This window comes from Georgenia sp. AZ-5 (assembly GCF_043952095.1).
Lineage (GTDB): Bacteria > Actinomycetota > Actinomycetes > Actinomycetales > Actinomycetaceae > Georgenia.
Genome location: NZ_JBINOU010000001.1, coordinates 856,589 through 879,454, shown reverse-complemented (window position 1 = coordinate 879,454; position 22,866 = coordinate 856,589). Strand labels below are relative to the sequence as shown.

Genomic DNA, 22,866 nt, shown 5'->3' with positions numbered 1-22,866 from the left:
GCCGTGCCCTCACCCGGGTTCGGTGAGCATCGCGCCGAGCTGGTCGAGCCCCTGCTCGGAGCCGATGGCGACCAGCACGTCGCCCTCCCGCAGCACCTCCTCGGGTCCTGGAGCCGTGACCACGTCGGCGTCGCGGACGACGGCGACGACGGAGCACCCGGTCCGGGTGCGGGCGCGGGTCTGCCCCAGCGCCCTGCCGACGAAGGCGGTGCCCGGACGCACCGCGAGCCGTGCCGCCCGCAGGCCGGGGACCTCTCGGGAGAGGTCGGCGAAGCGCTGGGTCAGGCGCGGGGCGCCGAGGATGTCCGCGATGGCGTCCGCCTCGTCGGCGTCGAGCTCGAACACCTGCCGGGCGCGGTCCGGGTCGGCCTGGTCGTAGACGGCGATCTCCACCGGGCCGTCGCGCTGGATGACCACGCCGAGCAGCACGCCCGAGCGCGTCCGCAGCTCGTAGCGGATCCCGACACCGGGCAGCAACGTCTCGACGACGTCCACGGAGCCATGGTGACAGATGCCCGCGCGGACGGGGGGCTTCCGGGCCCCGGTCGCCGGGCCGGCCGGCACCGACCCGCCGCCGGACCGACGACGTCCACCGGCGGGCCGGGCCGCGCGGCCTCTCAGTCCGCCGGCGCGGCGAGCCCCGACCGCTGCTGGCTGGCGTGCAGCACCTTCTCGTTGATCGGCTCCTGCCCGGAGGCCCGCAGCCGGCGGAAGTGCGCGCGGGCCTCCGCCTGCCGCTCGGCCTCGACGCCGGAGGCGATGGTGGCCCGCAGGTGCCCCGGGGTGTAGCCGAAGGCGGCGACGAGGTCAGCGGCGTGCGGGCGCAGCCGCACCAGCAGCCGGTCCACGTAGCTGGTGACGGTCCTGGCCCGCTGCGCGGAGAGCCGGCCGTTCATGAGGTACCAGGCCAGGTTCTTCTCGATGAGGGTCAGCCCGAACAGGTCGCGCAGCGTCGTGAGCACCTCGCGCGTGCTCGGGTCCTTCACGCGCGCGAGGGCGCCGGTGAAGGCCTCCCACTGCAGCAGCTCGCCGTGGGCGCGGGCGGCCTCGATGAGCTCGTGCTGGTGGGCGTTGAACAGGGCCGCGGCCTCCTCGGCGCCGGCCTTGCGGGCGGGGCGCAGGGCGGTCGCGATCTCGGCGACCATGGCCTCGACGCGGTCCTCGAGCAGCTCGCGCTGCGTCTCGGCGGCGCGCAGGTGGCCGGCGGAGCGGGCCCGCGAGCCGGTGTCCCGGACGGACTGCGCGGCGCGGCGCAGCGGCGTGCGGTGGAGCGTCATGTCGGCGGCGCGGGCGGCGACCCAGCGCGCCGCGCCCGCGATGTCCACCTTGGCCATCTCCCGGCCGTAGTCGGTGAGCAGTCGCTTGCCCACCAGCTGCAGCAGCACGTTGTTGTCGCCCTCGAACGTCACGTAGACGTCCATGTCCTGCCGGAGCCCGACCAGCCGGTTCTCCGCCATGAAGCCCGCGCCGCCGCACGCCTCGCGCGCCTCCTGCAGCGCCTCCAGCGCGAGCCAGGTGGTGAGCGGCTTCGCGACGGCCGCGAGGGTCTCGAGGTCCTGACGGTCCTCGTCGGTGTCGTGCTCGCCGGAGAAGACGCCGTGGAAGCGGTCCAGCAGGTCGTGGTGGGCGAAGGCGGCGGCGTACGCGCGGGCCAGCAGCGGGAGCAGCCGGCGCTGGTGCTGCTGGTAGTCGAGCAGCACCACCTCGGAGTGCTCGTCCGCGCCGGTGAACTGGCGACGCTCGAGGCCGTAGCGCACGGCGATCGCGAGCGCCATCTTCGTCGCGCTCACCGCCGCCCCGGACAGCGACACCCGGCCCTGGACGAGGGTGCCGAGCATCGTGAAGAAGCGGCGGCCGGGGCTGGCGATCAGCGAGGAGTAGGTGCCGTCCTCGGCGACGTCGCCGTAGCGGTTCAGCAGGTTGGTGCGCGGCACCCGGACGTGGTCGAACCAGAGCTGGCCGTTGTCCACGCCGTTGAGCCCGCCCTTGAGCCCGTCGTCGCGCCCGGAGACCCCGGGCAGGAACTCCAGCCGGCCGTCGCCGTTCTCGGCGCGCACGGGCACGTAGAAGGCGTGCACCCCATGGTTGACCCCCTGGGTGATGAGCTGGGCGAAGACCACCGCCGCCCGGCCGTGCTCGGCCGCGTTGCCGAGGTACTCCTTGCGCGCCGCGGCGACGGGCGTGTGGAGAACGAACTCCTCGGCGGCCGGGTCGTACGTCGCGGTGGTGGCGAGGGACGCGACGTCCGAGCCGTGGCCGACCTCGGTCATCGCGAAGCAGCCGGGCACGCTCAGGTCGAGGATGCCGGGCAGGAGGCGGGCGTGGTGCTCCGCGCTGCCCAGGTGGAGGACGGCGGCGCCGAACAGGCCCCACTGCACGCCGGCCTTGATCTGCAGGGACGGGTCGAGGACGGCGAGCTCCTCGAAGGAGGCGAGGTTGCCGCCCGGGTCGTCGCTGCCGCCCAGGGCGGCGGGGAAGGCGCGGTGCACCTGGCGGCGGCGGGCGAGGGCGCGGCACTGCTCCAGCACCCGCTCACGGTGCTCGGCCACCGGCAGGCCCTCGACCTTCTGCATCGCCGGGTCCAGCGCGAGGTCGCGCGCCCGGCGCCGCTCCTGCCACCACCGCCCGTCCAGCAGGCGGCCGAGCGCCATGACGTCCACCAGGCCGGCGGTGTCGGGCGCCGCCGGCCACGGGGGCGTCGGCGCCGACGGGGCCAGCCCCCGAGTGCTCGCGCGGTGCGGGGCGAGGGTGCCCTCGGGCTGGGTCGTGGTGCTCATGTGGTTGCTCCTCACGTCGTCGTGCGGGGGCGGGGTGGGTGGGTCGGTGCGGTAGCTTCAGCGGCGGCGGGCACGGCGGGTGACGCCCACGGCGCCGTCCCACAGCCAGTTCGCCAGGTGCGCGGCGAGCTCCTCGCGGGTCATGCGGCTCATCGCCGCATCGGCGCCGGTGGCGCCGGCCGGGTCGACCTGCTCGCCCACCCAGCGTTCGGCGGCGCCGCGCACGAGGCCGACGACGCCCGACGCCCACAGCTGCGCCACGGCCAGGGTGTCGTCGTCGACCTCGCCGTCCTCGGCGTCCTCCGCCGCGCCCCGCAGGGCCGGCAGCAGGGACTCGGCGACCAGATCGTTGACCTCGGCGACGAACCCGCGCAGCGTGCCCGCCGTCGCCGGCTCGGGCCGGGTGACGAAGGCGTACACGTGCGGGGAGGACGCCACCATCTCGAGGTAGACCGAGACCATGGCGGAGATCTGCTCGCGCGGCCCGCCGACGCGCGCGGCCGCCTCCTCCAGCACCTCGCGCATCCGGCCGAGGACCGCCTGGCCGACGGCGGTCTGCAGCCCGATCTTGTCGGTGAAGTAGCGGTACAGGATCGACTTCGACGTGCCGATCTCGCCGGCGATCTCCTCCATGGAGGCGTCGGGCCCGAGCCGGTGCACGGCGTGGCGCGCGGCGTGCACCAGCTCGGCACGCCGGGAGGTGCGGTGCCCCTCCCACCGGGTGGCGCGGCCGTCCGGCTCCTCGGGCGCCGGCCCGGTCAGCGGGCCGCGGTCGTCGGCGACGGGTATCATGGGACCGACGGTATCAGGTACTGTCGGTACCGCAATGGTGCGAGCCCGGCCCGGGACCTTCCGGCCTCGCCACAGCACGACGGAAGAGGACGACGACGTGACTCAGCCCCTGCCCCCGAGCGACGGCGCCCCGCGGGCCGCCGTCGTCGGGTCCAACCGCATCCCCTTCGCCAAGGCGGGCAGCAAGTACGCCGGCGCGTCGAACCAGGACATGCTCACCGCCGCCCTGGAGGGCCTGGTGGCCCGCTTCGGGCTGGCCGGCGAGCGCCTCGACGAGGTCGCGGCCGGTGCCGTGCTCAAGCACCCGAAGAACTTCAACCTCACCCGCGAGACGGTGCTCGGCTCCTCCCTGGACCCGCACACGCCGGCGTACGACGTCCAGCGCGCCTGCGGCACGGGCCTGGAGGCGATCATCGGCGTGGCCAACAAGATCGCGCTCGGCCAGGCCGAGGTGGGCGTCGGCGGTGGCGTGGACTCGGCGTCCGACGCACCGATCGTCGTCTCCGAGAACCTGCGCAAGGCGATCCTGAAGGCCTCGCGCGCCAAGACCCTGCCGGACCGGCTGAGGACGCTCGCCGCCGTCCGCCCCAAGGACCTGGCACCGGTGGCGCCGGACGTCAACGAGCCCCGCACGGGCCTGAGCATGGGCGAGCACCAGGCCCTGACCACCGCCCGGTGGGGCATCTCCCGCGGGGAGCAGGACGCGCTGGCGCTCGCGTCGCACCAGAACCTCGCCGCCGCCTACGAGCGCGGGTTCTTCCAGGACCTGCTCACCCCGTACCGGGGGCTGACCCGGGACGAGGCGCTGCGGCCGGACACGTCGATGGAGAAGCTCGCCAAGCTCAAGCCGGTCTTCGGCAGGGCGACGGCGACCCCCGACGGCCCGGCGCCGACCATGACGGCGGGCAACTCCACGCCGCTGTCCGACGGCGCGTCCGCGGTCCTGCTGGCCTCCGACGCCTGGGCCCAGCAGCGCGGGCTGCCCGTGCTGGCCCACGTCGTCGACGCCCAGGCCGGCGCCGTCGACTTCGCCACCGGCGCCGAGGGCCTGCTGATGGCCGGCGCGTACGCGGTGCCGCGGCTCCTCGCCCGCCAGCGGCTGAGCCTGGCGGACCTCGACTTCGTCGAGATCCACGAGGCCTTCGCCGCCACCGTGCTGGCCACCCTCGCCGCCTTCGCCGACGAGGACTTCGCGGCCCGGCAGGGACTCGGCGCGCCGCTGGGCACCGTGGACCGCGCCCGGCTCAACGTCACCGGCTCCTCGCTGGCGGCCGGCCACCCGTTCGCCGCCACCGGCGGGCGCATCGTCGGCACCCTGGCCAAGCTGCTGCACGAGCGCGGCGAGTCCGAGGTGCGGCCCGGAGAGCCCGCGCGCGGACTGATCTCGGTCTGCGCCGCCGGCGGCCAGGCCGTCGCGATGATCCTGGAGGCGGCGTGAGCGACACCTATCTCGAGCTGGTCAGCGGTGGGCCCGGGGCGGGCGTCGCCAAGAAGCTCGGCCTGCCCCGCCCGGTGCGGCTGCGGCGCACGGACCCCGCGGCGGTGGACGTGCCGCTGGTCCCGGGGCCCGTGCTGGTGCTCTCCGACGCCCGGTCCACCCCGGACGCCGACGTCGTCGCGGAGGGGCTGCTCGGCTGGGACCTCGACGTCCACCGCGACGCCCGCGGCGACCACGGGCGATGGGGCGCCGTCGTGCTGGTGCTGACCGGGCTGACCCACCCGGCCGAGCTGGCCGCCCCGGCGCTGGAGCTGGGGTCGGTGCTGCGGTCCCTGACCCCGGGGGCGCGGGTGGTCACGCTGTCGCGGACGGCGCCGGCCGCCGGCGCCCCGGCGGACCCCGCGGTGGCCGCGGCCCGGCAGGGCGTGGACGGCTTCCTGCGCTCGCTCGCCAAGGAGCTGCGCGCGGGCGCCACCGGCAACGGCCTGGTGCTCGGCGAGGACGTCGCCCTCGCCGCCCCGTCCGTGCGCGGCGGGCTGCGCTTCCTGCTCTCGGCGCGCTCGGCGTTCGTGGACGGCCAGCTGCTGCCCGTAGGCGGCGGCGGGGAGGAGCCGGCGGACTGGGTGCGCCCGCTGGTCGGCACGGTGGCGGTGGTGACCGGCGCGGCCCGCGGCATCGGCGCCGCCGTGGCGCGGGTGCTGGCCCGCGACGGCGCGCAGGTGGTGGGCGTGGACGTGCCCGCGGCCGGCGAGGGGCTGGCCGCCGTCATGAACGAGGTGCGCGGCACCGCCCTGCAGCTCGACATCACCGCCCCCGACGCCGCCGAGCGGATCCTGGCGGTGGCCCGGCAGCGCTACGGGCACCTCGACGTCGTGGTCCACAACGCCGGCATCCTGCGCGACAAGCTCCTGGCCAACATGACCCCGGACCGCTTCGAGGGCCTGCTGGACGTCAACATCACCGCGCCGCTGCGGATGAACGAGACCTTCGCCGCCCCGGGCGTGCTGGGCGGGGCCGGCGTCGCGCCCCGGATCATCTCGCTGGCGTCCACCTCCGGCATCGCGGGCAACCGCGGCCAGACCAACTACGCCACCGCGAAGGCGGGCATCATCGGGATGACCCGCGCGCTGGCCGCGCCGCTGGCCGGGGCCGGCGGCACCGCGAACGCGGTGGCGCCGGGGTTCATCGAGACGGACATGACGGCGTCCATCCCGCCGGTGCCCCGGGAGATCTCCCGCCGGTCGAGCTCGCTGCAGCAGGGCGGGCAGCCGGTCGACGTCGCGGAGGCGATCGCCTTCCTCGCCTCCCCGCAGGCCGGGGGCGTCAACGGGCAGGTCCTGCGGGTGTGCGGGCAGCTGGTGGTCGGCCAGTGAGCGCCTGGCGGGCCGGACTCGGTACCGGTGCCGGTGCGCGATCCGGCCGGGCGGGCGGCGCCGGATCCGGCCGGACGGGCGGCGCCGTGTCCCCGCGTGCGACGCCGAATGCACCACGGCTCGAGCCTCCCGCGGGGTACCGCGAGGAGCGGCTGGCCGCCATGCCGTCGCTGGGCCGCCTGTACGCGCAGGCGGTCGGGCGCAGCCGGGCGCTCGTTCTGACCTCCCGCCCGCTGGCGCGGCGCGGGCTGCCGAAGGTGGTGCTGCGCGTCGACGGCGTGCGGGCGGACGCGGCCGGGCTGTCGGAGTACCAGCACCTGCTCGGCGAGCCCGGCACGGACGTGCTGCCCGCGGGGTTCGTGCACACCCTCGCCTTCCCGCTAGCGATGGCGGTGATGGTGCGGCCCGACTTCCCCCTGCCGGTCCTCGGCATGGTCCACCTGGCCAACCGGGTGGACCAGCGGCGGGCCGTCCACCTGGAGGAGGCGCTCACCGTGCGCGCCTGGGCCCAGGACGTGCGCGCGCACGCCCGCGGCACCCAGGTCGACGTCGTCGTCACGGTCAGCGCCGGCGAGGAGCCGGTCTGGCAGGGCGTCTCGACCTACCTCGCGAAGGGCCGGCGCGTCCCGGGTGCCGCGCCGGAGGTCGACCATCCGCCGCCCGCGGTCGCGCCGAGCGTCCCGACCGCGCTGTGGCGGCTGACCGCGGACACGGGCCGGCGCTACGCCGAGGTCTCGGGCGACCGCAACCCCATCCACGTCTCGCGACTGGGGGCGCGGCTCTTCGGCTTCCCGCGGCCCATCGCGCACGGCATGTACACCGCCGCCCGCGCGCTCGCCGGGGTCCCGCACGCGCAGGCGTTCCGGTGGACGGTGGAGTTCGCCAAGCCCGTGCTGCTCCCCGCCACGGTAGTCTTCGCCGCCGCCCCCGACGGCGCGGGGGGACACCGGTACGCCGCGCGGTCGCGCTCGGGCAAGCAGCACCTGACGGGCGCCGTCACGCCGTTGTGAGGGGAGGGCGGGCGACGCCCGGGCCTTCTTCCCTCCCGCGGCGACCGGGTGAAGCGGTCGTGCCACGGACCGGCGCCGGCCCTCCAGACGTCGCGCAACGCGTGAGCGGGTCGTGGAGCGTACCTCGCCACCTCGCTTGGCAGGCCGATAGCGTCCGACGCGTCCGCCACGCCCGCAGGAAGGCCCCACGTGCACCAGCTCGGTCACCAGTCCCGTGCCACCCGGCGCGACGACGCCTGCGACCGGGCCCTGGTGTCCTTCCCCGACCGGGACGGTGCGATGGCGGCCCTGCACGCCGCCCAGGAGGCCTTCGACGCCGCGCCGGTCGTGGGACTGGAGGCCATGTTCCAGCGGAACCTCGCCCTCGTCCGGGCGATCGACGCCGGCGTCCCGGTCAAGGTCGTCGAGAGGTGCACCCGCCTGCACACCGCCGCGCTGGAGCTTGCCCTCGCGCGCGGCCAGTACCGGGCGTCCACCCGCTCCTTCGCCGAGGCGTCCGAGCCGGCGTAGCGGCCGGGGCCCGGACTCGGCTCGCACGGTCGGCGGGACACGGAGACGGCGGGCGCGCCGCCCTCCCCCAGCGGCGGCGTCCGTGCGCTCTCCACAGCCCGCGATGGTCCCCGCGCCGCCCTCCAGATCCCGGTGCAAGGCCGTGTGCACCTCTCTCCCCGCGCTCCGGCGCCCGGGAGACGTCCTTCCCGCTGCGTTCACCTGCCTCACGCCGGCGGACTTCGTTGCATCAGCGTTGCAGACCGGCGCGCTGTTGACGCCGGTTGTCCACCGACTTCATCCACAGGGTTGTGCACATACACACACCCTGGCCGGTTCACTTGTGGACCGAGGTGGACCGGATGTGGACGACCTCGCCGGTCGCGACCGGTGAAGCGCTCGTGACGCGACGCCGGCGCGGTCTGGCACGATGAAAATCCTCGTGGGCCCGTTCCGCGCCGCCGTACTCTCGTCGGTGTGCCAGCCACCCTCCACGTCAACGGCTTCGGCGCGGCCCGCGGCCCGCGCCGGCTCTTCTCCGACCTGACCTTCACCGTCGCCCCGGGCGACGTGTGGGGCCTGGTCGGCGCGAACGGCGCCGGAAAGTCCACCCTCCTCGCGGCGCTCGCCGGCATCCCCACGGGGGCCGAGACCGAGGGTGGGGTGACCCTCGCTCCCGCCCACGCGACGGTCGGCTACCTCGCGCAGGAGCCCGAGCGCCGGCCCGGCGAGACCGTGCTGACGCTCCTGCGCCGCCGTACCGGGGTCAGCGCGGCGGCGCAGCAGATGGACGACACCGCCGCCGCCCTGGGCGAGCAGCCGGAGGATGCGGGCGCCGCCGCCTCCTACGCCACCGCCCTCGAGCGGTGGCTGGCGCTGGGCGGGGCGGACCTGGACGAGCGTGCCGAGGCCGTGGCGGCCGACATCGGCCTGGGCGTGCCGCTCACGGCCGCGACCACCACCCTCTCCGGCGGCGAGGCGGCGCGCGCCTCGCTGGCCGCGCTCCTGCTCTCCCGGTACGACGTGCTGCTGCTGGACGAGCCCACCAACGACCTCGACCTCGCCGGGCTCGAGCGGCTGGAACGCTTCGTGGCCACCTCGCGGGCCCCGCTGGTCATCGTCAGCCACGACCGGGAGTTCCTCGCGCGCAGCGTCACCGGCGTCGTCGAGCTGGACCTGGCCCAGCGGCAGGTCAGCGTCTACGACGGCGGGTACGAGGCCTACCTGGCCGAGCGGGAGCTGGCCCGGCGCCACGCCCGCGAGGGCTACGAGCTGTACGCCGACCGCCTCGGCGAGCTGCGTTCCCGGGCGCAGACCCAGAAGTCGTGGGTGGACAAGGGGGTGCGCAACGCCCGCAAGCGGGCCGCCAGGGAGCCGGACAAGCACATCAAGGCCCGGGCGGTCTCGCGCACGGAGAAGCAGGCCGCGAAGGTGAGCCAGACCGAGCGGGCCATCGAGCGGCTCGAGGTGGTCGACGAGCCGCGGAAGGAATGGGAGCTGCGCATGTCGATCGCGGCCGCCCCGCGCAGCGGCACGGTCGTGGCCACCCTCGACGGCGCAGTCGTGCGGCGCGGCGACGCCTTCACGCTGGGGCCGGTCACCGCGCAGGTCGACTACGGCGACCGGATCGTCATCACCGGGGCGAACGGCTCGGGGAAGTCCACCCTGCTCGGCCTCCTGCTGGGCCGCGTCGTTCCCGACGCCGGCCGGGCGGCGCTCGGCTCCGGCGTGGCCGTCGGTGAGGTGGACCAGGCAAGGGCGCTGTTCGGCGGGGCCGAGCCGCTGGCCGCGACGTTCGGCGAGCTCGTCGACCGGCCGGACGCGGACGTGCGGACCCTGCTGGCCAAGTTCGGCCTCGGCGGCGACCAGGCCACGCGCCCGTCGTCGTCGCTCTCCCCCGGCGAGCGCACGCGGGCGGCACTCGCCCTGCTGCAGGCGCGGGGGGTCAACCTGCTGGTGCTCGACGAGCCGACGAACCACCTGGACCTGCCCGCCATCGTGCAGCTCGAGCAGGCGGTGGAGTCCTTCCCCGGCACGGTGCTCCTGGTGACCCACGACCGGCGGATGCTGGCCCAGGTGCGGGCCACGCGCCGGTGGTCCATGGCGGACGGCCGGCTCAGCGAGCTGGACTGACGCGGCGGGTCGGGCCCTCCCGCGGGCGCGCCGCGGCGCCCGTGCCTACTTCCGCGACCACGCCTGTCGGGTGACCCGGGCCCTGTCGGTGGCCTGACCCCGCCGGCCTGCGGGCGTCGTCAGGCCGCGGAGGCCGCACCCTCCTCGACCTTGACGGCCGAGATCTCGAACTCCAGGGTGATCTTCTCCGACACGAGCACGCCGCCGGCGTCCAGGGCCATGTTCCACTCCAGCCCGTAGTCGCGGCGGTTGATCCGCCGGGTGCCCTCGAAGCCGGCGCGGAGGTTGCCGCTGGGGTCGCGCTCGACGCCGAGCATCTCGATCGGGATCGCGACCTGCCTGGTCACGTCCCGGATGGTCAGGTCGCCGACCACCATGTAGGTGTTCTCCTCCACCTCGTCGACGGCGGTGGAGGTGAAGACGATCTCCGGGAAGCGCTCGGCGTCGAAGAAGTCGGCGCCGCGGAGGTGCTCGTCGCGCTGGGCGTTGCGGGTGTCCACGCTGGCGGCCTTGATCCGCACCTGGACCGAGGAGCTGGCCGGGCCCGCCGCGTCGACGTGGATGCGCCCGTCGATGTCGTTGAAGGCGCCGCGGACCTTGGTCACCATCGCGTGCCTCGCCGAGAAGCCGATGCGGGTGTGGGCCGGGTCGAAGACCCAGTCGCCCGTCAGGTCGGCGTCGTACTGCGCCATTGCTCCTCCTCGGTGAAGCCGCCGGGGGTCGGTGTCGCGGACGGCTGTCGCCGACCCTACCGGCGTGACCTGCGGTTCGGGGAGAAATGACGGCGGCGGAAGGCAGACCCGGACGGCGCGCGCCCCGTAAACTCCCGGCCAACGGCCGCACGGGCCGGCCCGGCAGAGGACGTGGTCACACGATGAGGGTTGCCATTCCGCGCGAGGTGAAGGACAGCGAGTTCCGGGTGGCGGTCACCCCGTCTGGCGTGCACGAGCTGGTCCGCCACGGGCACGAGGTGTTCGTGGAGGCGGGCGCCGGGGTGGGCTCCGCCATCCCCGACGACGACTTCGCCGCCGCGGGCGCGACGGTCCTGCCCTCGGCCGACGACGTGTGGGACGCCGGCGAGCTGGTCCTCAAGGTCAAGGAGCCGGTCGCCGAGGAGTACCACCGGATGCGCGCAGGACAGGTGCTCTTCGCCTACCTGCACCTGGCCGCCGACCGGGGGCTCACGGACGAGCTGCTGCGCCGCGGCGTCACCGCGGTCGCGTACGAGACCGTGCAGCTGCCCGACCGGTCCCTGCCGCTGCTGGCCCCGATGAGCGAGGTCGCGGGCCGGCTGGCGCCGCAGGTCGGCGCGCACACGCTGATGAGCGCCCAGGGCGGGCGGGGCACGCTGCTCGGCGGCGTCTCGGGCGTCTACGCCGCGCGGGTGGTCGTGATCGGGGCGGGTGTGGCGGGGATGAACGCCGCGGCGATCGCCATCGGCATGCAGGCCGACGTGCTGCTGCTGGACAAGGACATCGCCAAGCTGCGCCACGCGGACGCCATCTACCAGGGGCACTGCCAGACCGTGGCGTCCAACGCCTACGAGATCGAGCGCGCCGTCGCGGGCGCGGACCTGGTGATCGGCGCCGTCCTCCTGGCCGGCGCCAAGGCTCCCACGCTGGTCACGAACGAGCAGGTGTCGCGGATGAAGCCGGGCAGCGTCGTCGTCGACATCTCGATCGACCAGGGCGGCTGCTTCGAGGACTCGCGGCCCACCACGCACACCCACCCCACCTACCGGGTGCACGAGACGATGTTCTACTGCGTGGGGAACATGCCTGGCGCCGTCCCGCACACGTCCACCTACGCGCTGACCAACGTCACCGTGCCCTACGCGCTGCAGCTGGCCGCGCGCGGCTGGCGCGACGCGATGCGCGCCGACCCGGCGCTGGCCATGGGGCTCAACACCCACGCCGGCGAGCTGGTGTGCGCGCCGGTGGCCGCCGCGCACGACCTCGCGCCGACGTCCCTGGCCGACGTGCTCGCCTGACGGGGGGATGCCCCGCCGCAGTGGCGCGGCCCGCCGCACGGGCCCGACCCGCCGCGTCGTCCGCACGCCCCGGCCGCGGGTCCCTGACATGTCAGGGAGAAGATGACATCTCGCCGGCGGTGGGGAGGCGGCGTCAGGCGTGGACCAAGGAGCCGATCACCGAGGTGAACAGCGCCAGCCCGTCGGTGCCGCTGCGCGGGGCGCCGGCCATGTCCGGCCCGAACCCCGGCTCGACGGCGTGCTCGGGGTGCGGCATGAGACCGACGACGTTGCCGCGCTCGTTGGACACGCCCGCGATGCCGCGCAGCGAGCCGTTCGGGTTGGTCCCCTCGTAGCGGAAGACCACCTGTCCCTCGCCCTCGAGCCGGTCGAGGGTGGCGTCGTCGGCGACGAAACCGCCCTCGCCGTTCTTCAGCGGGATGGTGATGACCTGGTCGGCCTTCAGGTCGCGGGTCCAGGCGGTGCTGTCGTTGACCACGCGCAGCTGCTGGTCGCGGCAGACGAAGCGCTGATGGTCGTTGCGGATCAGCGCGCCGGGCAGCAGGTGCGCCTCGCACAGGATCTGGAAGCCGTTGCAGATGCCGAGCACGGGCAGCCCGCCGCGGGCGGCGTCGACGACCTCGGACATCACCGGCGCGAACCGGGCGATGGCGCCGCAGCGCAGGTAGTCGCCGTAGGAGAAGCCGCCGGGCAGGACGACGGCGTCGACGCCGTGCAGATCGGCGTCGGCGTGCCACAGCGCCACCGGCTCGCCGCCGGCCAGGCGCACCGCGCGCTGGGCGTCGCGGTCGTCCAGGGTGCCCGGGAACGTGACCACACCGATGCGTGCTCCGGTGGCGCTCATCAGCGCTTGCCCTCCGCGTCGTAGACGCCCACGACGTCCTCGATGATGGGGTTGGACAGGGCGGTCTCGGCGGCCTTGCGGGCGGCGTCGATCAGCTCCTCGGTGACCTCGCCGTCCACGCTCAGCTCGAACCGCTTGCCCTGGCGCACACCGGTGAACTGGTCCAGGCCCAGCCGCGGGAGCGCCCCCGCGACGGCCTTGCCCTGCGGGTCGAGGATCTCCGGCTTGGGCATGACCTCGACGACGATGCGTCCCATCGATGTGCTCCTGGGTTCGGCGGACGGCGGCGCAACAAGGGTAGCGGCTCGGGCGCGGCTCCGGCCGGGGCTGTCCCGGCGGTGAGACGACCGGTGAGCGCCGCCACACAGCGCGGTGGGGCCGCTCTGGCGATGGGTCCGGCGACCGAGGAACGCAGCCCGAGACCCGAGACCCGCCGAGACCCGAGACCCGAGACCCGAGACCCGCCGAGAATGCCTTAACTTCCTATTCGGCGATCAAACGAGCAGTTTGGACATTCTCGGCCGAGTCACCGAGGACCACCGCCACGAACGACAGGACCGCGGCGCGGACGAACGGCCATCGATGACGCCGAGCGAGCGGGCTCCGGCGTCGAGACAGGGGCTTCGCGTCGAGACAGGGGCTTCGCGTCGAGACAGGGGGGCGATACCCACTGATTCGACGCGAACCCCCTGTCTCGACACCCGGACCACTGTCTGGCGAGCTGTCAGCGAGGGGGCCGCCCCCACCCGAGTGCCCGCGCTCAGCCGGCGCTCAGGCCAGCACCTGCCGCTTGGACGAGATGACGCCGGTATTGAAGCCGGCGAGGTTGAGCCCGCCGTGGAACCGGGCGTGCTCGATCTTCACGCAGCGGTCCATCACCACGTTCAGCCCGGCGGCCTCACCCGCCCGCGCGACGTCCTCGTGCCAGGAGCCGAGTTGCAGCCACAGCGTCTTCGCGCCCACGGCCACCGCCTCGTCCAGCACCCCCGGCAGGTCGTCGTGCTTGCGGAAGACGTCGACGAGGTCCGGCACCTCGGGCAGGTCCGCCAGCGAGGGGTAGGCCGGCTGCCCGAGGACCTCGTCGACCGCGGGGTTGACGAAGTACACCCGGTACCGCGTGGAGGACAGCAGGTACGTGGCCACGAAGTACGACGCGCGCGACGGCTTGTTCGACGCCCCCACGATCGCGATGGACCGCGCCGAGCGCAGGATGCGCAGCCGCTCGGTGGCCGAGGGTCCCTCCCACGTGCGGACGTCCGTCGTCGTCATCGGTGTGCTCCGTTCTGGGCGGCGGGCAGGGCGCAGGCCTGGGCGGCCGGGACCGGCACGCCGGCGAGGGAGGACGCGCCCTCCGCGAGGCCCGCGGCCCCGGGCTCGCCGGCGGCGGCGCCCCGGCCGGCCGCCGCCTGCTGCGCGGCGGTGAGCGCCTGGTCGAGGTCCCACAGGATGTCGTCGAGGTCCTCCAGCCCCACCGAGATGCGGATGAGGTCCTCCGGCACGCCGGCGGCGGCCAGCTGCTCGGGCGAGAGCTGCTGGTGCGTCGTCGAGCCGGGGTGGATGACGAGCGTGCGGGCGTCGCCGACGTTCGCCAGGTGGCTGGCGAGCTGGAGCGCCTCGATGAACGCCGCGCCGGCCGCCCGGCCGCCGCGCACGCCGAAGGAGAACACCGACCCCACGCCGAGCGGCAGGTAGCGCCGCCCGCGCTCGTGGTGCGGGTGCGAGGGCAGCCCGGCGTAGCTGACGTACGTGACCCGCTCGTCGCTCTCGAGCCACTCGGCGACCGCCTGGGCGTTGCGCAGGTGCTCGTCCATGCGCTGCGGCAGCGTCTCGACGCCCTGCAGCAGCTGGAACGCCGACTGCGCGGACAGCGACGGGCCGATGTCTCGCAGCTGCTCCGAGCGCAGCTTGGTCAGGAAGCCGTACTCCCCGAAGTTTCCCCACCACGAGATGTTGCCGTACGAGGGCACCGGCTCGGTCAGCTGCGGGAACTTGCCGTTGCCCCAGTCGAACCGGCCGCTCTCGACGACGACGCCGCCCAGCGTGGTGCCGTGCCCGCCGAGGAACTTCGTGGCGGAGTGGATGACGATGTCCGCACCGTGCTCGATGGGCCGCACCAGGTAGGGCGTGGACAGGGTGGCGTCGAGGACCAGCGGGATCCCGGCGGCGTGCGCCACCTCCGCCAGGCCGGCGATGTCGGCGATCTCCCCGGACGGGTTCGCGACCACCTCGGCGTAGACGGCCTTGGTGTTCTCCCGGATCGCCGCGGCGTAGTCGGCCGGGTCGGTGCCGGGCACGAACGTCGTCTCCACCCCGAAGCGGCGCAGGGTGACGTCGAGCTGGGTCACGGTGCCGCCGTACAGCTGGGAGGAGGCGACGATGTGGTCCCCGGCGCCGGTGAGCGCGGCGAACGTGATGAACTCCGCCGCCATGCCCGACGCGGTCGCCACCGCCCCGATGCCGCCCTCGAGGGAGGCGATGCGCTCCTCGAAGGCCGCCACGGTGGGGTTGCCGATGCGGGAGTAGATGTTGCCGTACTTCTGCAGCGCGAAGAGGTTCGCGGCGTCGTCGGCGTCCTTGAACACGAAGGACGTGCTCTGGTAGATCGGCACGGCCCGGGCGCCGTGGACGGCGTCGGGGGTGCCGCCGGCGTGCAGGGCGCGGGTGCGGAACCCGAACTGGCGGTCGCTCATCGGGCCACCGCCAGCTTCGGGGAGGTGGTGACTGCGGCGGCCGCGGAAAGGTCGACCGCCGGCAGCAGATCGGTGTTCAGCTCGGTGCCGTGCCGGCGGGCCAGGTCCGCCTCCAGCTCCCGGACGATCGGCAGCACGTCCCGCCCGAACGCGGCGACCTCCTCCTGGAAGTGCAGGTAGCAGGTGAGGAAGAGGTTCACGCCGATCTCCTTGTAGGCGACGATCCGCTCGGCGATCTGCTCCGGGGTGCCGATGAGCCGGGTGCGGAAGCCGTCGTTGTACTGCACCAGGTCCTCGAACGTGGAGTCCTCCCACATGCCCTTGCCGTCCTTGGTGGACTGCCCGGCCTCCTTGACGGCGGCGGCAAAGCCTTCGACGGCGGGCCGGTGGGCCTTGGCGACGATCTCGCGCAGCGTCTCCTTCGCCTCCCGCTCGCTGTCCCGGGCGATGACGAACCCGTTGAGCCCGAACCGGGGGCGGCGGCCCGCCTCGGCGGCCGCGCGGGTGACACCGGCGATGTTCTCCCTGAAGCCGTCGATGTCGCGCCCGTTGGAGAAGTACCAGTCCGCGGTGCGACCCGCGGCCGCCTGGGCCGCGGTGGAGTTGCCGCCGAAGAAGATCTCCGGGTGCGGCCGGCCGGGGACCGCCACCGGGGACGGGTTCAGCGTGAAGTCCTTGATGTCGTAATACTTCCCCGGGAACGAGAAGTGATCCTGCGTCCACAGCCCGCGCAGCACCCGGATGAACTCCTCGGTGCGCACGTAGCGCTCGTCGTGCTCGAGCCAGGGCAGGCCGAAGCCCGTGAACTCGTCCTTGAGCCAGCCGGAGACGACGTTCACCGCCGCGCGGCCGTTCGAGAGGTGGTCGGCGGTGATGACGAACTTCGCCAGCACGCCGGGGTGCCACATGCCGGGGTGGACGGCGGCGATGACCTTCAGCCGCTCGGTGGCCAGGAGCAGGCCGAGGGAGAAGCTCGTCGCCTCGTGCTGCTTGTCCGCGCCGTAGCTGGCGGCGTACCGGGTCTGGCTGAGGGCGTACTCGAAGCCGCTGTTCTCCGCGATGCGGGCGAGGGTCTTGTTGTACTCGAAGTCCCAGCTGGTGCGCTGCTCGATGGTCGAGACCACCAGGCCGCCCGAGACGTTGGGAACCCAGTAGGCGAACTTCAGGGGGGTGCTGAGGTCGAGGGTGGTCATGACTGTCCTTCCGTGCGGGCGGCGAGCACCGCGGCGATGGCGCCGACGGCCGGCTCGTTCTGCAGCGACGTGGTGTCGCCCAGGGGGGTGCCCTCGTAGAGCTGGGTGAGCAGCCGGCGCATGATCTTGCCGGAGCGGGTCTTGGGCAGGTCGGGGACGACGACGACGTCCGCCGGCTTGGCGATGGGCCCGATCTCGCGAGCCACGTGGGCGCGCAGGGCCTCGGTGATCTCCGTGGCGGGTGTGCCGCCGGCCTCCGGCCGCAGCACCACGAAGGCGGTGACGGCGTGCCCCGTGCGCGGGTGCGCGGTGGGGGCGACGCCGGCCTCGACGACCCACGGGTGGGACACGAGGGCCGACTCGATCTCGATGGTGGACAAGCGGTGCCCGGCGACGTTGAGGACGTCGTCGATGCGGCCGAGGATCCACGTGTCGCCGTCCTCGTCGTACCGGGCGCCGTCCCCGGCCAGGAACCAGCCCTGGGCGGCGAACTTGCGCCAGTAGGAGTCGAGGTAGCGCTGGGGGTCCCCCCACACCGTGCGTGCCATGGCGGGCCCCGTCTTCTCGACGACGATGTAGCCCTGCACGCCGGGCGGCACCTCCTGGCCCTCGTCGTCGACGATCCGGGTGCTGACCCCGGGCAGCGGGCGGGCGGCGCAGCCGGGCTTGAACTCGGCGTCGGTGGGCCGGGGCGAGAGAACCGTGGCGCCCGTCTCGGACTGCCACCAGGTGTCCACCACGGGCGCGGTGCCGGCGCCGACGTGCCCGCGGAACCAGCGCCACGCCTCGGGGTTGGTGGCCTCGCCGACGGTGCCGAGCACCCGGACGGTGCCGAGGTCCCACCGGTCGCCCGGGCCGTCGGGGAAGGCGGCCATGAGGGAGCGCACCAGGGTCGGGGCGGTGTAGTAGCTGGTGACGCCGTAGCGCTCGATGATCTCGAAGTGCCGGCCGGGGTGCGGGGTGTCCGGGGTGCCCTCGTAGATCACCTGGGTGACGCCGTTCGACAGCGGCCCGTAGATCTCGTAGGTGTGGGCGGTGACCCAGGCGAGGTCGGCGGTGCACCAGTGGACGTCCTGGTCGCGGCGGGCGGGGTCGGGGTGGAAGAGCAGGTCGTGGGTGGCGGAGGCCTGGGTGAGGTAGCCGCCGGAGGTGTGCACGAGGCCCTTGGGCCTCCCGGTGGTGCCGGAGGTGTACATGATGAACAGCGGCGTCTCGGCGTCGAACGCCTCGGGCACGTGCACGTCGCTCGCGGCGTCGACCACCTCGTGCCACCACAGGTCCCGGCCCGGCGTCCACGCCACGGTGTGCTCCTCGCCGGGGCTCGTGGTCCGGCGGACCACGAGCACGTGCTCGACGGCGTTCTCGCCGGCGACGGCGGCGTCGGCGTCGGCCTTGACCGGCACCGCCCTGCCGCGGCGGAACTGCCCGTCGGTGGTCACCAGCAGCTTGGCTCCGGTGTCCTCCACCCGGAACCTCAGCGCCTCGGCCGAGAAGCCCCCGAACACCAGGGAGTGGATGGCGCCGATCCGCGCCACGGCGAGCGTGATGACGATCGTCTCGGGGATGACCGGCAGGTAGACCACCACGCGGTCGCCCTTGCCGATACCCAGCGCGGTCAGGGCGTTGGCGGCGCGGGAGACCTCCCGCTGCAGCTCGGCGTAGGTGATGGCACGCCGGTCCCCCCGCTCACCCTCGAAGTACAGGGCCACCTTGTCCCCGCGGCCGGCCGCCACGTGCCGGTCGACGCAGTTGTGCGCGACGTTGAGGGTGCCGCCGGCGAACCACTCGATCCGCGGCACGGACAGCACCGGCTCGCCGTCGGCGTCCAGCTCGCCGGTGGGCTCGGCGGGGCGCCAGGTGTGCGCGGTGTGCCAGGGGGTCACCCAGTCGAGCCGGCGGGCCTGCTCCTCCCAGTAGGCGATACGGGCCTGCTCGGCCGGGTCGGCCGCGGCCTGGTGGCGCCGCGGCGCCGTCGTGCCGGTCGTGATCACGCCCATCTCTTGATCGCCCATCTCTCGAAGAGCCCCAGTACGGCGTCGGTGAGCTTGCCGAGGACGGCGAGCAGCACGATCGCCAGGAGCATCCGGTCCACCCGGCCGTTGTACTGGGAGTCGGTCAGCAGGAAGCCCAGGCCCATGGAGGAGGCCAGCAGCTCGGCGGCCACCAGGAACAGCCAGGACTGCGCCAGCGCCAGCCGCAGCCCGGAGACCACCGACGGGACCACCGCCGGCAGCTGCACCGTGGTGAACAGCCGCGCCCCGCGCAGCCCGAAGGCGCGCCCGGCCTCGACGAGGTGCCGGTCCACGTGCCGCAGCGCCATGGAGACCGTCGTGAACACCGGGAAGAACGCGCCGATGGCGATGAGGGTGACCTTGGAGTTCTCCCCGATGCCGATCCACAGCAGGAGCAGCGGCACCCACGCCAGGGACGGGACCGCCCGGAACGCGCCGATCGTCGGCGCGAACAGCGCCTCCGCCCAGCGGGAGAGCCCGATGACGGCCCCGGCGGCCAGCCCGGCGGCGGCGCCGCTGAGGAACCCGAGCAGCACCCGCTGGGTGGAGATCGCCACGTGGACGCCCAGCTGCCCGCGCTCGAGGAGGTCGCCGGCGGCGCTCAGGACGGTGATCGGGGCGGGCAGCGTGGTCGGGTCGAGCCAGCCGGCCGCCGAGGCGAGCTGCCACCCGGCGAGCAGCGCGGCCGGCACGAGCAGCCCGAGCAGCACCCGCACCGGGGCGAGGCGGCGCGGGGCCCTGCCGACCGCGGCGGACGTGATCGTGGCCGCGTCGGTGGAGGGCCGCGCGACGAGCTTTGAGGCCTTGCCGACGGCGCCGGGGCCGTGGAGCGCGCTCATGCCGCGCCGATCGCGTCGGGGTCGGCCTTCTTCGCGTAGGAGTCGTCGAAGAGGCTGCTCAGGGCCTCGTCGATCTGGGCCTGGTCGGCCACGTCGCCGGTCTCGACGAAGATCGGGCCCACGGCGCTCAGCACGTCGTGCTGCGCACGGCCGGGGACGGGGTCGACGTCGAGCGTCGTCCGCTCGATGACCGCGGCCGCGACCGCCGGGTCGATGCCGGCGACGTCGGCGAGGATGGCCGCCGTCTCCTCCGGGTTCTCCTGCGCCCACGCCCGGGCGTGCTCGTAGGCGTCGACGACGGTCTGCGCGACCTCCGGCTGCTCCTGAAGGAACGACTCGGTGGCGTTGAGGAAGCCGTAGGTGTTGAAGTCGACGTTGCGGTAGAACAGCACGTTCCCGGCCTGCTCCGCCGCCGCCATGATGGGGTCGAGCCCGGCCCAGGCGTCCACGGCGCCGGACTCCAGCGCCGCCCGGCCGTCGGCATGCTGCAGGTTCTGGATCGTCACCTCCGACGGGTCGACCCCGGCCTCCTCGAGGGACTGGACGAGGAAGAAGTACGGGTCGGTGCCCTTGGTGGCCGCCACCTGCTTGCCGCGCAGGTCGTCCACGCTGTCGATGCCGGAGTCCGGGGTGGTGACCAGCGCGGCCCACTCGGGCTGGGAGTAGATGTCGATCGTCCTGATCGGCGAGCCGTTGGAGCGGGCCAGCAGCGCGGCGGAGCCCGCGGTCGAGCCCACGTCGAGCTCGCCGGAGCGGAGCAGCTCGTTGGCCTTGTTGGACCCGGCGGACTGGATCCAGCTGACCTCGACGCCGTCGTCGGCGAGCGCGTCCTCGAGCCAGCCCTTCTCCTTGATGACGAGGGAGAGCGGGTTGTAGGTGGCGAAGTCGATGCTGAGCTCGCCGCCGCTCTGGGCGGCGGCGGTGCCGGCGCTGGCGGGCCGGGCGTCCTCGCCGGCCACGCAGCCGGCGAGGAGCAGGGCGGCGGAGGCGGCGGCCGCGACGGCCAGGGGGGTCCGGGTCATGGTCGGGTCCTTCGATTGTGGGGGCTGGGCCGCGGCGGGGGCCGCGAAGGGATGGGGGGCGCCGTCGGGCGCGGTGGGCGGGGGCGGCGTGGGCGACGGCGCCGGGACGCCGTCGACGCGGGCTCGCCGCTCGGCGGCGTTCGCCCGCGCGTCAGGCGGTGGGGGCCGGACGGGCGTGGCTGGCGACGCCGAGACACTCGAGCAGGGAGCGGCGCAGCTCCGCGAGCCGGGCCGAGCCGCGGTCGCGCGGGCGCCCGCCGGGGACCTCGAGGACCTGCGTGACGGTGGCCCCCTCGCGGTCGCCGGAGGGGCCCAGGACGACGACGCGGTCGGCAAGGTACAGCGCCTCGTCCACGTCGTGCGTCACCAGCAGGACGGTCGTGGGGGCCGCCTCGTGGACGTCGAGGAGCAGGTCCTGCATCTTCAGCCGGGTCAGGGCGTCCAGTGCACCGAAGGGCTCGTCGAGGAGGAGCACGCCGGGGTCGCGCGCCAGCGCCCGGGCGAGCGAGGCGCGCTGCGCCATCCCGCCGGAGATCTCCCGCGGCCGGTGCCCGGCGAAGTCGCCCAGCCCGACGAGGCCGAGCAGCCGCGTGACCCGCGCCCGTCCCGCCGCGCCGGCGCCGTGCGGCAGGCCGACGGCCACGTTCGCCTCGACGGTGCGCCACGGCAGGAGCCGCGGCTCCTGGAAGGCGACGGCGCAGCGGGAGTCGATCCCGGCGACGGCCGTGCCGTCGATGCGCACGCTGCCCGCCGTGGGCGTCTCCAGCCCGGCCGCCAGCCGCAGCAGGGTCGACTTGCCGCAGCCGCTGGCGCCGAGGATGGCGAGGATCTCCCCGGGACGCACCCGCAGGTCGACGTCGCGCAGCACGGTGCGGGCCGCGGCATTCCGGCCGAACGCGCGGCCCAGGCCGCTGAAGGCGACCTCGAGCGCGGGCGAGGTGGGCATCGACGACGACGTCCGTGCGGGTGCCAGCTGGGCGGCCATCTCGTCCTCCTCGTGCGCCGTCGGGGTGCGCAGGGCTCCGCGCGTGCGCCTCCCCGCCGGGCGGCACGCGTCCACTGTGACGGGCGGCGCGCGCGTGGCCGGGGGCGGCGCCGGGGATATCCCGGTGCGTGAGACGCCGCAGGGGGTGGATCCCCCGCGTGACCAGATGGTGGGCAGCCGCCGCGGCGCGCGCGGCGGGCCCCCTTCCGCACGCCGGCATCGTCATGGGCTTCTGGCCGCAGGGCCACCAGGCGGCCGCGCGTGGGCGCAGCGGTGCCCGCGGCACCGGGCCTGTCCCGACGGCCGGCCCCACCTGGTGGTCGGGGGGTGTCAGCGCAGCTCGGCGATGCCGCCGACGACGAGGTCCCAGAACCGGGGGACGTCCAGCTCGGTGGCCACGAGGTGCTCGAGCGCGCGCCCGTCCCGGCCGGCGAAGTCGGTGACCGTCATGCCGGTGGTGTGCTCCCCGCGCAGCTCGACATCGACGTGCGCCTGCCGCACCGCCATGACGCCGGGGTCCAGGACTCGCGCCACCGCGCACGCGTCGTGCACCGGCGGGGCGGGGAACCCCTGCTTGGCCCGGTAGGCGGGGCCGAAGAAGTCGAGCAGGTCGACGACGAACCGGCCCGCCGTCGTGCCCAGGGTTCGGAACCGTTCGACGACGTCCGGTGTGGCGAGGGCCTGGTGCGTGAGGTCGATGCCGACCATGGTCACCCGCCACGGCGCGGAGAAGACGACGTGGGCGGCCTCGGGGTCGGTGTAGATGTTGAACTCCGCGGCGGCGGTGACGTTGCCCTTGGAGTAGCCGCCGCCCATGAGCACGACCTCCGCCACCCGGGCGGCGATGGCCGGCTCGCGGCGCAGCGCGGTGGCGATGTTGGTCAGCGGCCCGGTCGGCACCAGGGTGACCGTGCGGGCCGGGTGGGACATGACGGTCTCGACGATCACGTCGACGCCGTGCCGCGGGTCCAGCGGCACGGTCGGCTCCGGGAGCTCGGGCCCGTCCAGGCCGCTGGCGCCGTGCGTGCGCGGGTCCGTCAGGACGGCGTCGCGCACCAGCGGACGGTCGCAGCCGGCCGCGACGACCACGCCGTCCAGGCCGGCGACGGTCGCGACGGCGAGGGCGTTGCCGGTGACCTTCTCGAGCGTCTGGTTGCCGCCGACGGTGGTGATGGCCGCGATCTCGGCCCCGGGGTGGCCGGCGGCGAGGAGCAGGGCGATCGCGTCGTCGTGGCCGGGGTCGCAGTCCAGGACGATCGTGCGCGGCCCGGCGGTCATG

At 74.6% G+C, this 22,866-nt stretch carries 20 protein-coding genes; 6 read left to right on the top strand and 14 right to left on the bottom strand.

The features are described 5' to 3' along the window. Positions 1 to 9 precede the first annotated feature (9 nt). The 3 genes from ACF0H8_RS04220 to ACF0H8_RS04210 all read right to left on the bottom strand — a co-directional run bounded on the left by ACF0H8_RS04220 (position 10) and on the right by ACF0H8_RS04210 (position 3,569). Positions 10 to 495 carry a cation:proton antiporter regulatory subunit gene (locus ACF0H8_RS04220; RefSeq protein WP_395287741.1) on the bottom strand — a complete coding sequence of 162 codons (486 nt, stop codon included), beginning with the start codon at positions 493 to 495 and terminating at the stop codon, positions 10 to 12. Between the two features lie 122 nt (positions 496 to 617). Further along, positions 618 to 2,777: an acyl-CoA dehydrogenase gene (locus ACF0H8_RS04215; protein WP_395287740.1), complete on the bottom strand. Its 2,160-nt coding sequence runs from the start codon at positions 2,775 to 2,777 to the stop codon at positions 618 to 620. Between the two features lie 57 nt (positions 2,778 to 2,834). Next, positions 2,835 to 3,569: a TetR/AcrR family transcriptional regulator gene (locus ACF0H8_RS04210; protein ID WP_395287739.1), complete on the bottom strand. Its 735-nt coding sequence runs from the start codon at positions 3,567 to 3,569 to the stop codon at positions 2,835 to 2,837. Between the two features lie 34 nt (positions 3,570 to 3,603). Here ACF0H8_RS04210 and ACF0H8_RS04205 point away from each other — a divergent pair, with 34 nt between their 5' ends. The 5 genes from ACF0H8_RS04205 (at position 3,604) to ACF0H8_RS04185 (ending at position 10,012) form a co-directional block, all read left to right on the top strand. Then, positions 3,604 to 5,007: an acetyl-CoA C-acetyltransferase gene (locus tag ACF0H8_RS04205; RefSeq protein WP_395287738.1), complete on the top strand. Its 1,404-nt coding sequence runs from the start codon at positions 3,604 to 3,606 to the stop codon at positions 5,005 to 5,007. Beyond that, positions 5,004 to 6,380 carry a 3-oxoacyl-ACP reductase gene (locus tag ACF0H8_RS04200; RefSeq protein WP_395287737.1) on the top strand — a complete coding sequence of 459 codons (1,377 nt, stop codon included), beginning with the start codon at positions 5,004 to 5,006 and terminating at the stop codon, positions 6,378 to 6,380. The genes ACF0H8_RS04205 and ACF0H8_RS04200 overlap by 4 nt, the downstream gene beginning before the upstream one ends. Positions 6,381 to 6,541: 161 nt before the next feature. Further along, on the top strand, positions 6,542 to 7,390 hold the full coding sequence (locus tag ACF0H8_RS04195) for a MaoC/PaaZ C-terminal domain-containing protein (RefSeq protein ID WP_395287736.1): 849 nt from the start codon (positions 6,542 to 6,544) through the stop codon (positions 7,388 to 7,390). A gap of 189 nt (positions 7,391 to 7,579) precedes the next feature. Next, positions 7,580 to 7,900 carry a hypothetical protein gene (locus ACF0H8_RS04190; RefSeq protein WP_395287735.1) on the top strand — a complete coding sequence of 107 codons (321 nt, stop codon included), beginning with the start codon at positions 7,580 to 7,582 and terminating at the stop codon, positions 7,898 to 7,900. Between the two features lie 456 nt (positions 7,901 to 8,356). Next, positions 8,357 to 10,012 carry an ABC-F family ATP-binding cassette domain-containing protein gene (locus ACF0H8_RS04185; RefSeq protein ID WP_395287734.1) on the top strand — a complete coding sequence of 552 codons (1,656 nt, stop codon included), beginning with the start codon at positions 8,357 to 8,359 and terminating at the stop codon, positions 10,010 to 10,012. A 119-nt stretch (positions 10,013 to 10,131) separates the two neighbouring features. Here the strand turns inward: ACF0H8_RS04185 and ACF0H8_RS04180 are convergent, their stop codons facing one another. Then, positions 10,132 to 10,704, bottom strand: coding sequence for a YceI family protein (locus ACF0H8_RS04180; protein WP_395287733.1), 573 nt, complete (start codon positions 10,702 to 10,704; stop codon positions 10,132 to 10,134). 182 nt (positions 10,705 to 10,886) lie between these two features. On the opposite strand from ACF0H8_RS04180, the gene ald reads away from it, so the two are divergent. Next, positions 10,887 to 12,002, top strand: coding sequence for an alanine dehydrogenase (ald, locus tag ACF0H8_RS04175; RefSeq protein WP_395287732.1), 1,116 nt, complete (start codon positions 10,887 to 10,889; stop codon positions 12,000 to 12,002). A gap of 133 nt (positions 12,003 to 12,135) precedes the next feature. Here ald and purQ read toward each other — a convergent pair whose 3' ends face one another. The 10 genes from purQ to ACF0H8_RS04125 all read right to left on the bottom strand — a co-directional run bounded on the left by purQ (position 12,136) and on the right by ACF0H8_RS04125 (position 22,865). Continuing rightward, on the bottom strand, positions 12,136 to 12,846 hold the full coding sequence (gene purQ, locus ACF0H8_RS04170) for a phosphoribosylformylglycinamidine synthase subunit PurQ (RefSeq protein WP_395287731.1): 711 nt from the start codon (positions 12,844 to 12,846) through the stop codon (positions 12,136 to 12,138). Continuing rightward, positions 12,846 to 13,103: a phosphoribosylformylglycinamidine synthase subunit PurS gene (locus ACF0H8_RS04165; RefSeq protein WP_395287730.1), complete on the bottom strand. Its 258-nt coding sequence runs from the start codon at positions 13,101 to 13,103 to the stop codon at positions 12,846 to 12,848. The genes purQ and ACF0H8_RS04165 overlap by 1 nt, the downstream gene beginning before the upstream one ends. 514 nt (positions 13,104 to 13,617) lie before the next feature. Then, positions 13,618 to 14,115 (bottom strand): CoA-binding protein, encoded by a 498-nt coding sequence (locus tag ACF0H8_RS04160; protein WP_395287729.1) that lies wholly within the window; start codon positions 14,113 to 14,115, stop codon positions 13,618 to 13,620. Continuing rightward, positions 14,112 to 15,536 (bottom strand): O-acetylhomoserine aminocarboxypropyltransferase/cysteine synthase family protein, encoded by a 1,425-nt coding sequence (locus tag ACF0H8_RS04155; RefSeq protein ID WP_395287728.1) that lies wholly within the window; start codon positions 15,534 to 15,536, stop codon positions 14,112 to 14,114. Before ACF0H8_RS04155 ends, ACF0H8_RS04160 begins: the two co-directional genes overlap by 4 nt. After that, positions 15,533 to 16,729: a dimethylsulfone monooxygenase SfnG gene (sfnG, locus tag ACF0H8_RS04150; protein WP_395287727.1), complete on the bottom strand. Its 1,197-nt coding sequence runs from the start codon at positions 16,727 to 16,729 to the stop codon at positions 15,533 to 15,535. Before sfnG ends, ACF0H8_RS04155 begins: the two co-directional genes overlap by 4 nt. Further along, complete coding sequence (gene acs / locus ACF0H8_RS04145) at positions 16,726 to 18,726, bottom strand: acetate--CoA ligase (RefSeq protein ID WP_395287726.1); 2,001 nt, start codon at positions 18,724 to 18,726, stop codon at positions 16,726 to 16,728. The genes sfnG and acs overlap by 4 nt, the downstream gene beginning before the upstream one ends. Continuing rightward, positions 18,717 to 19,580, bottom strand: a complete 864-nt coding sequence (locus tag ACF0H8_RS04140) for an ABC transporter permease (RefSeq protein WP_395287725.1) — start codon at positions 19,578 to 19,580, stop codon at positions 18,717 to 18,719. Before ACF0H8_RS04140 ends, acs begins: the two co-directional genes overlap by 10 nt. After that, on the bottom strand, positions 19,577 to 20,602 hold the full coding sequence (locus tag ACF0H8_RS04135) for an aliphatic sulfonate ABC transporter substrate-binding protein (RefSeq protein ID WP_395287724.1): 1,026 nt from the start codon (positions 20,600 to 20,602) through the stop codon (positions 19,577 to 19,579). The genes ACF0H8_RS04140 and ACF0H8_RS04135 overlap by 4 nt, the downstream gene beginning before the upstream one ends. 151 nt (positions 20,603 to 20,753) lie before the next feature. Continuing rightward, entirely contained in the window at positions 20,754 to 21,587 is an 834-nt protein-coding gene (locus ACF0H8_RS04130) for an ABC transporter ATP-binding protein (RefSeq protein ID WP_395287723.1), read from the bottom strand. A 330-nt stretch (positions 21,588 to 21,917) separates the two neighbouring features. Next, entirely contained in the window at positions 21,918 to 22,865 is a 948-nt protein-coding gene (locus ACF0H8_RS04125) for a nucleoside hydrolase (protein ID WP_395290803.1), read from the bottom strand. Position 22,866: the final 1 nt, after the last annotated feature.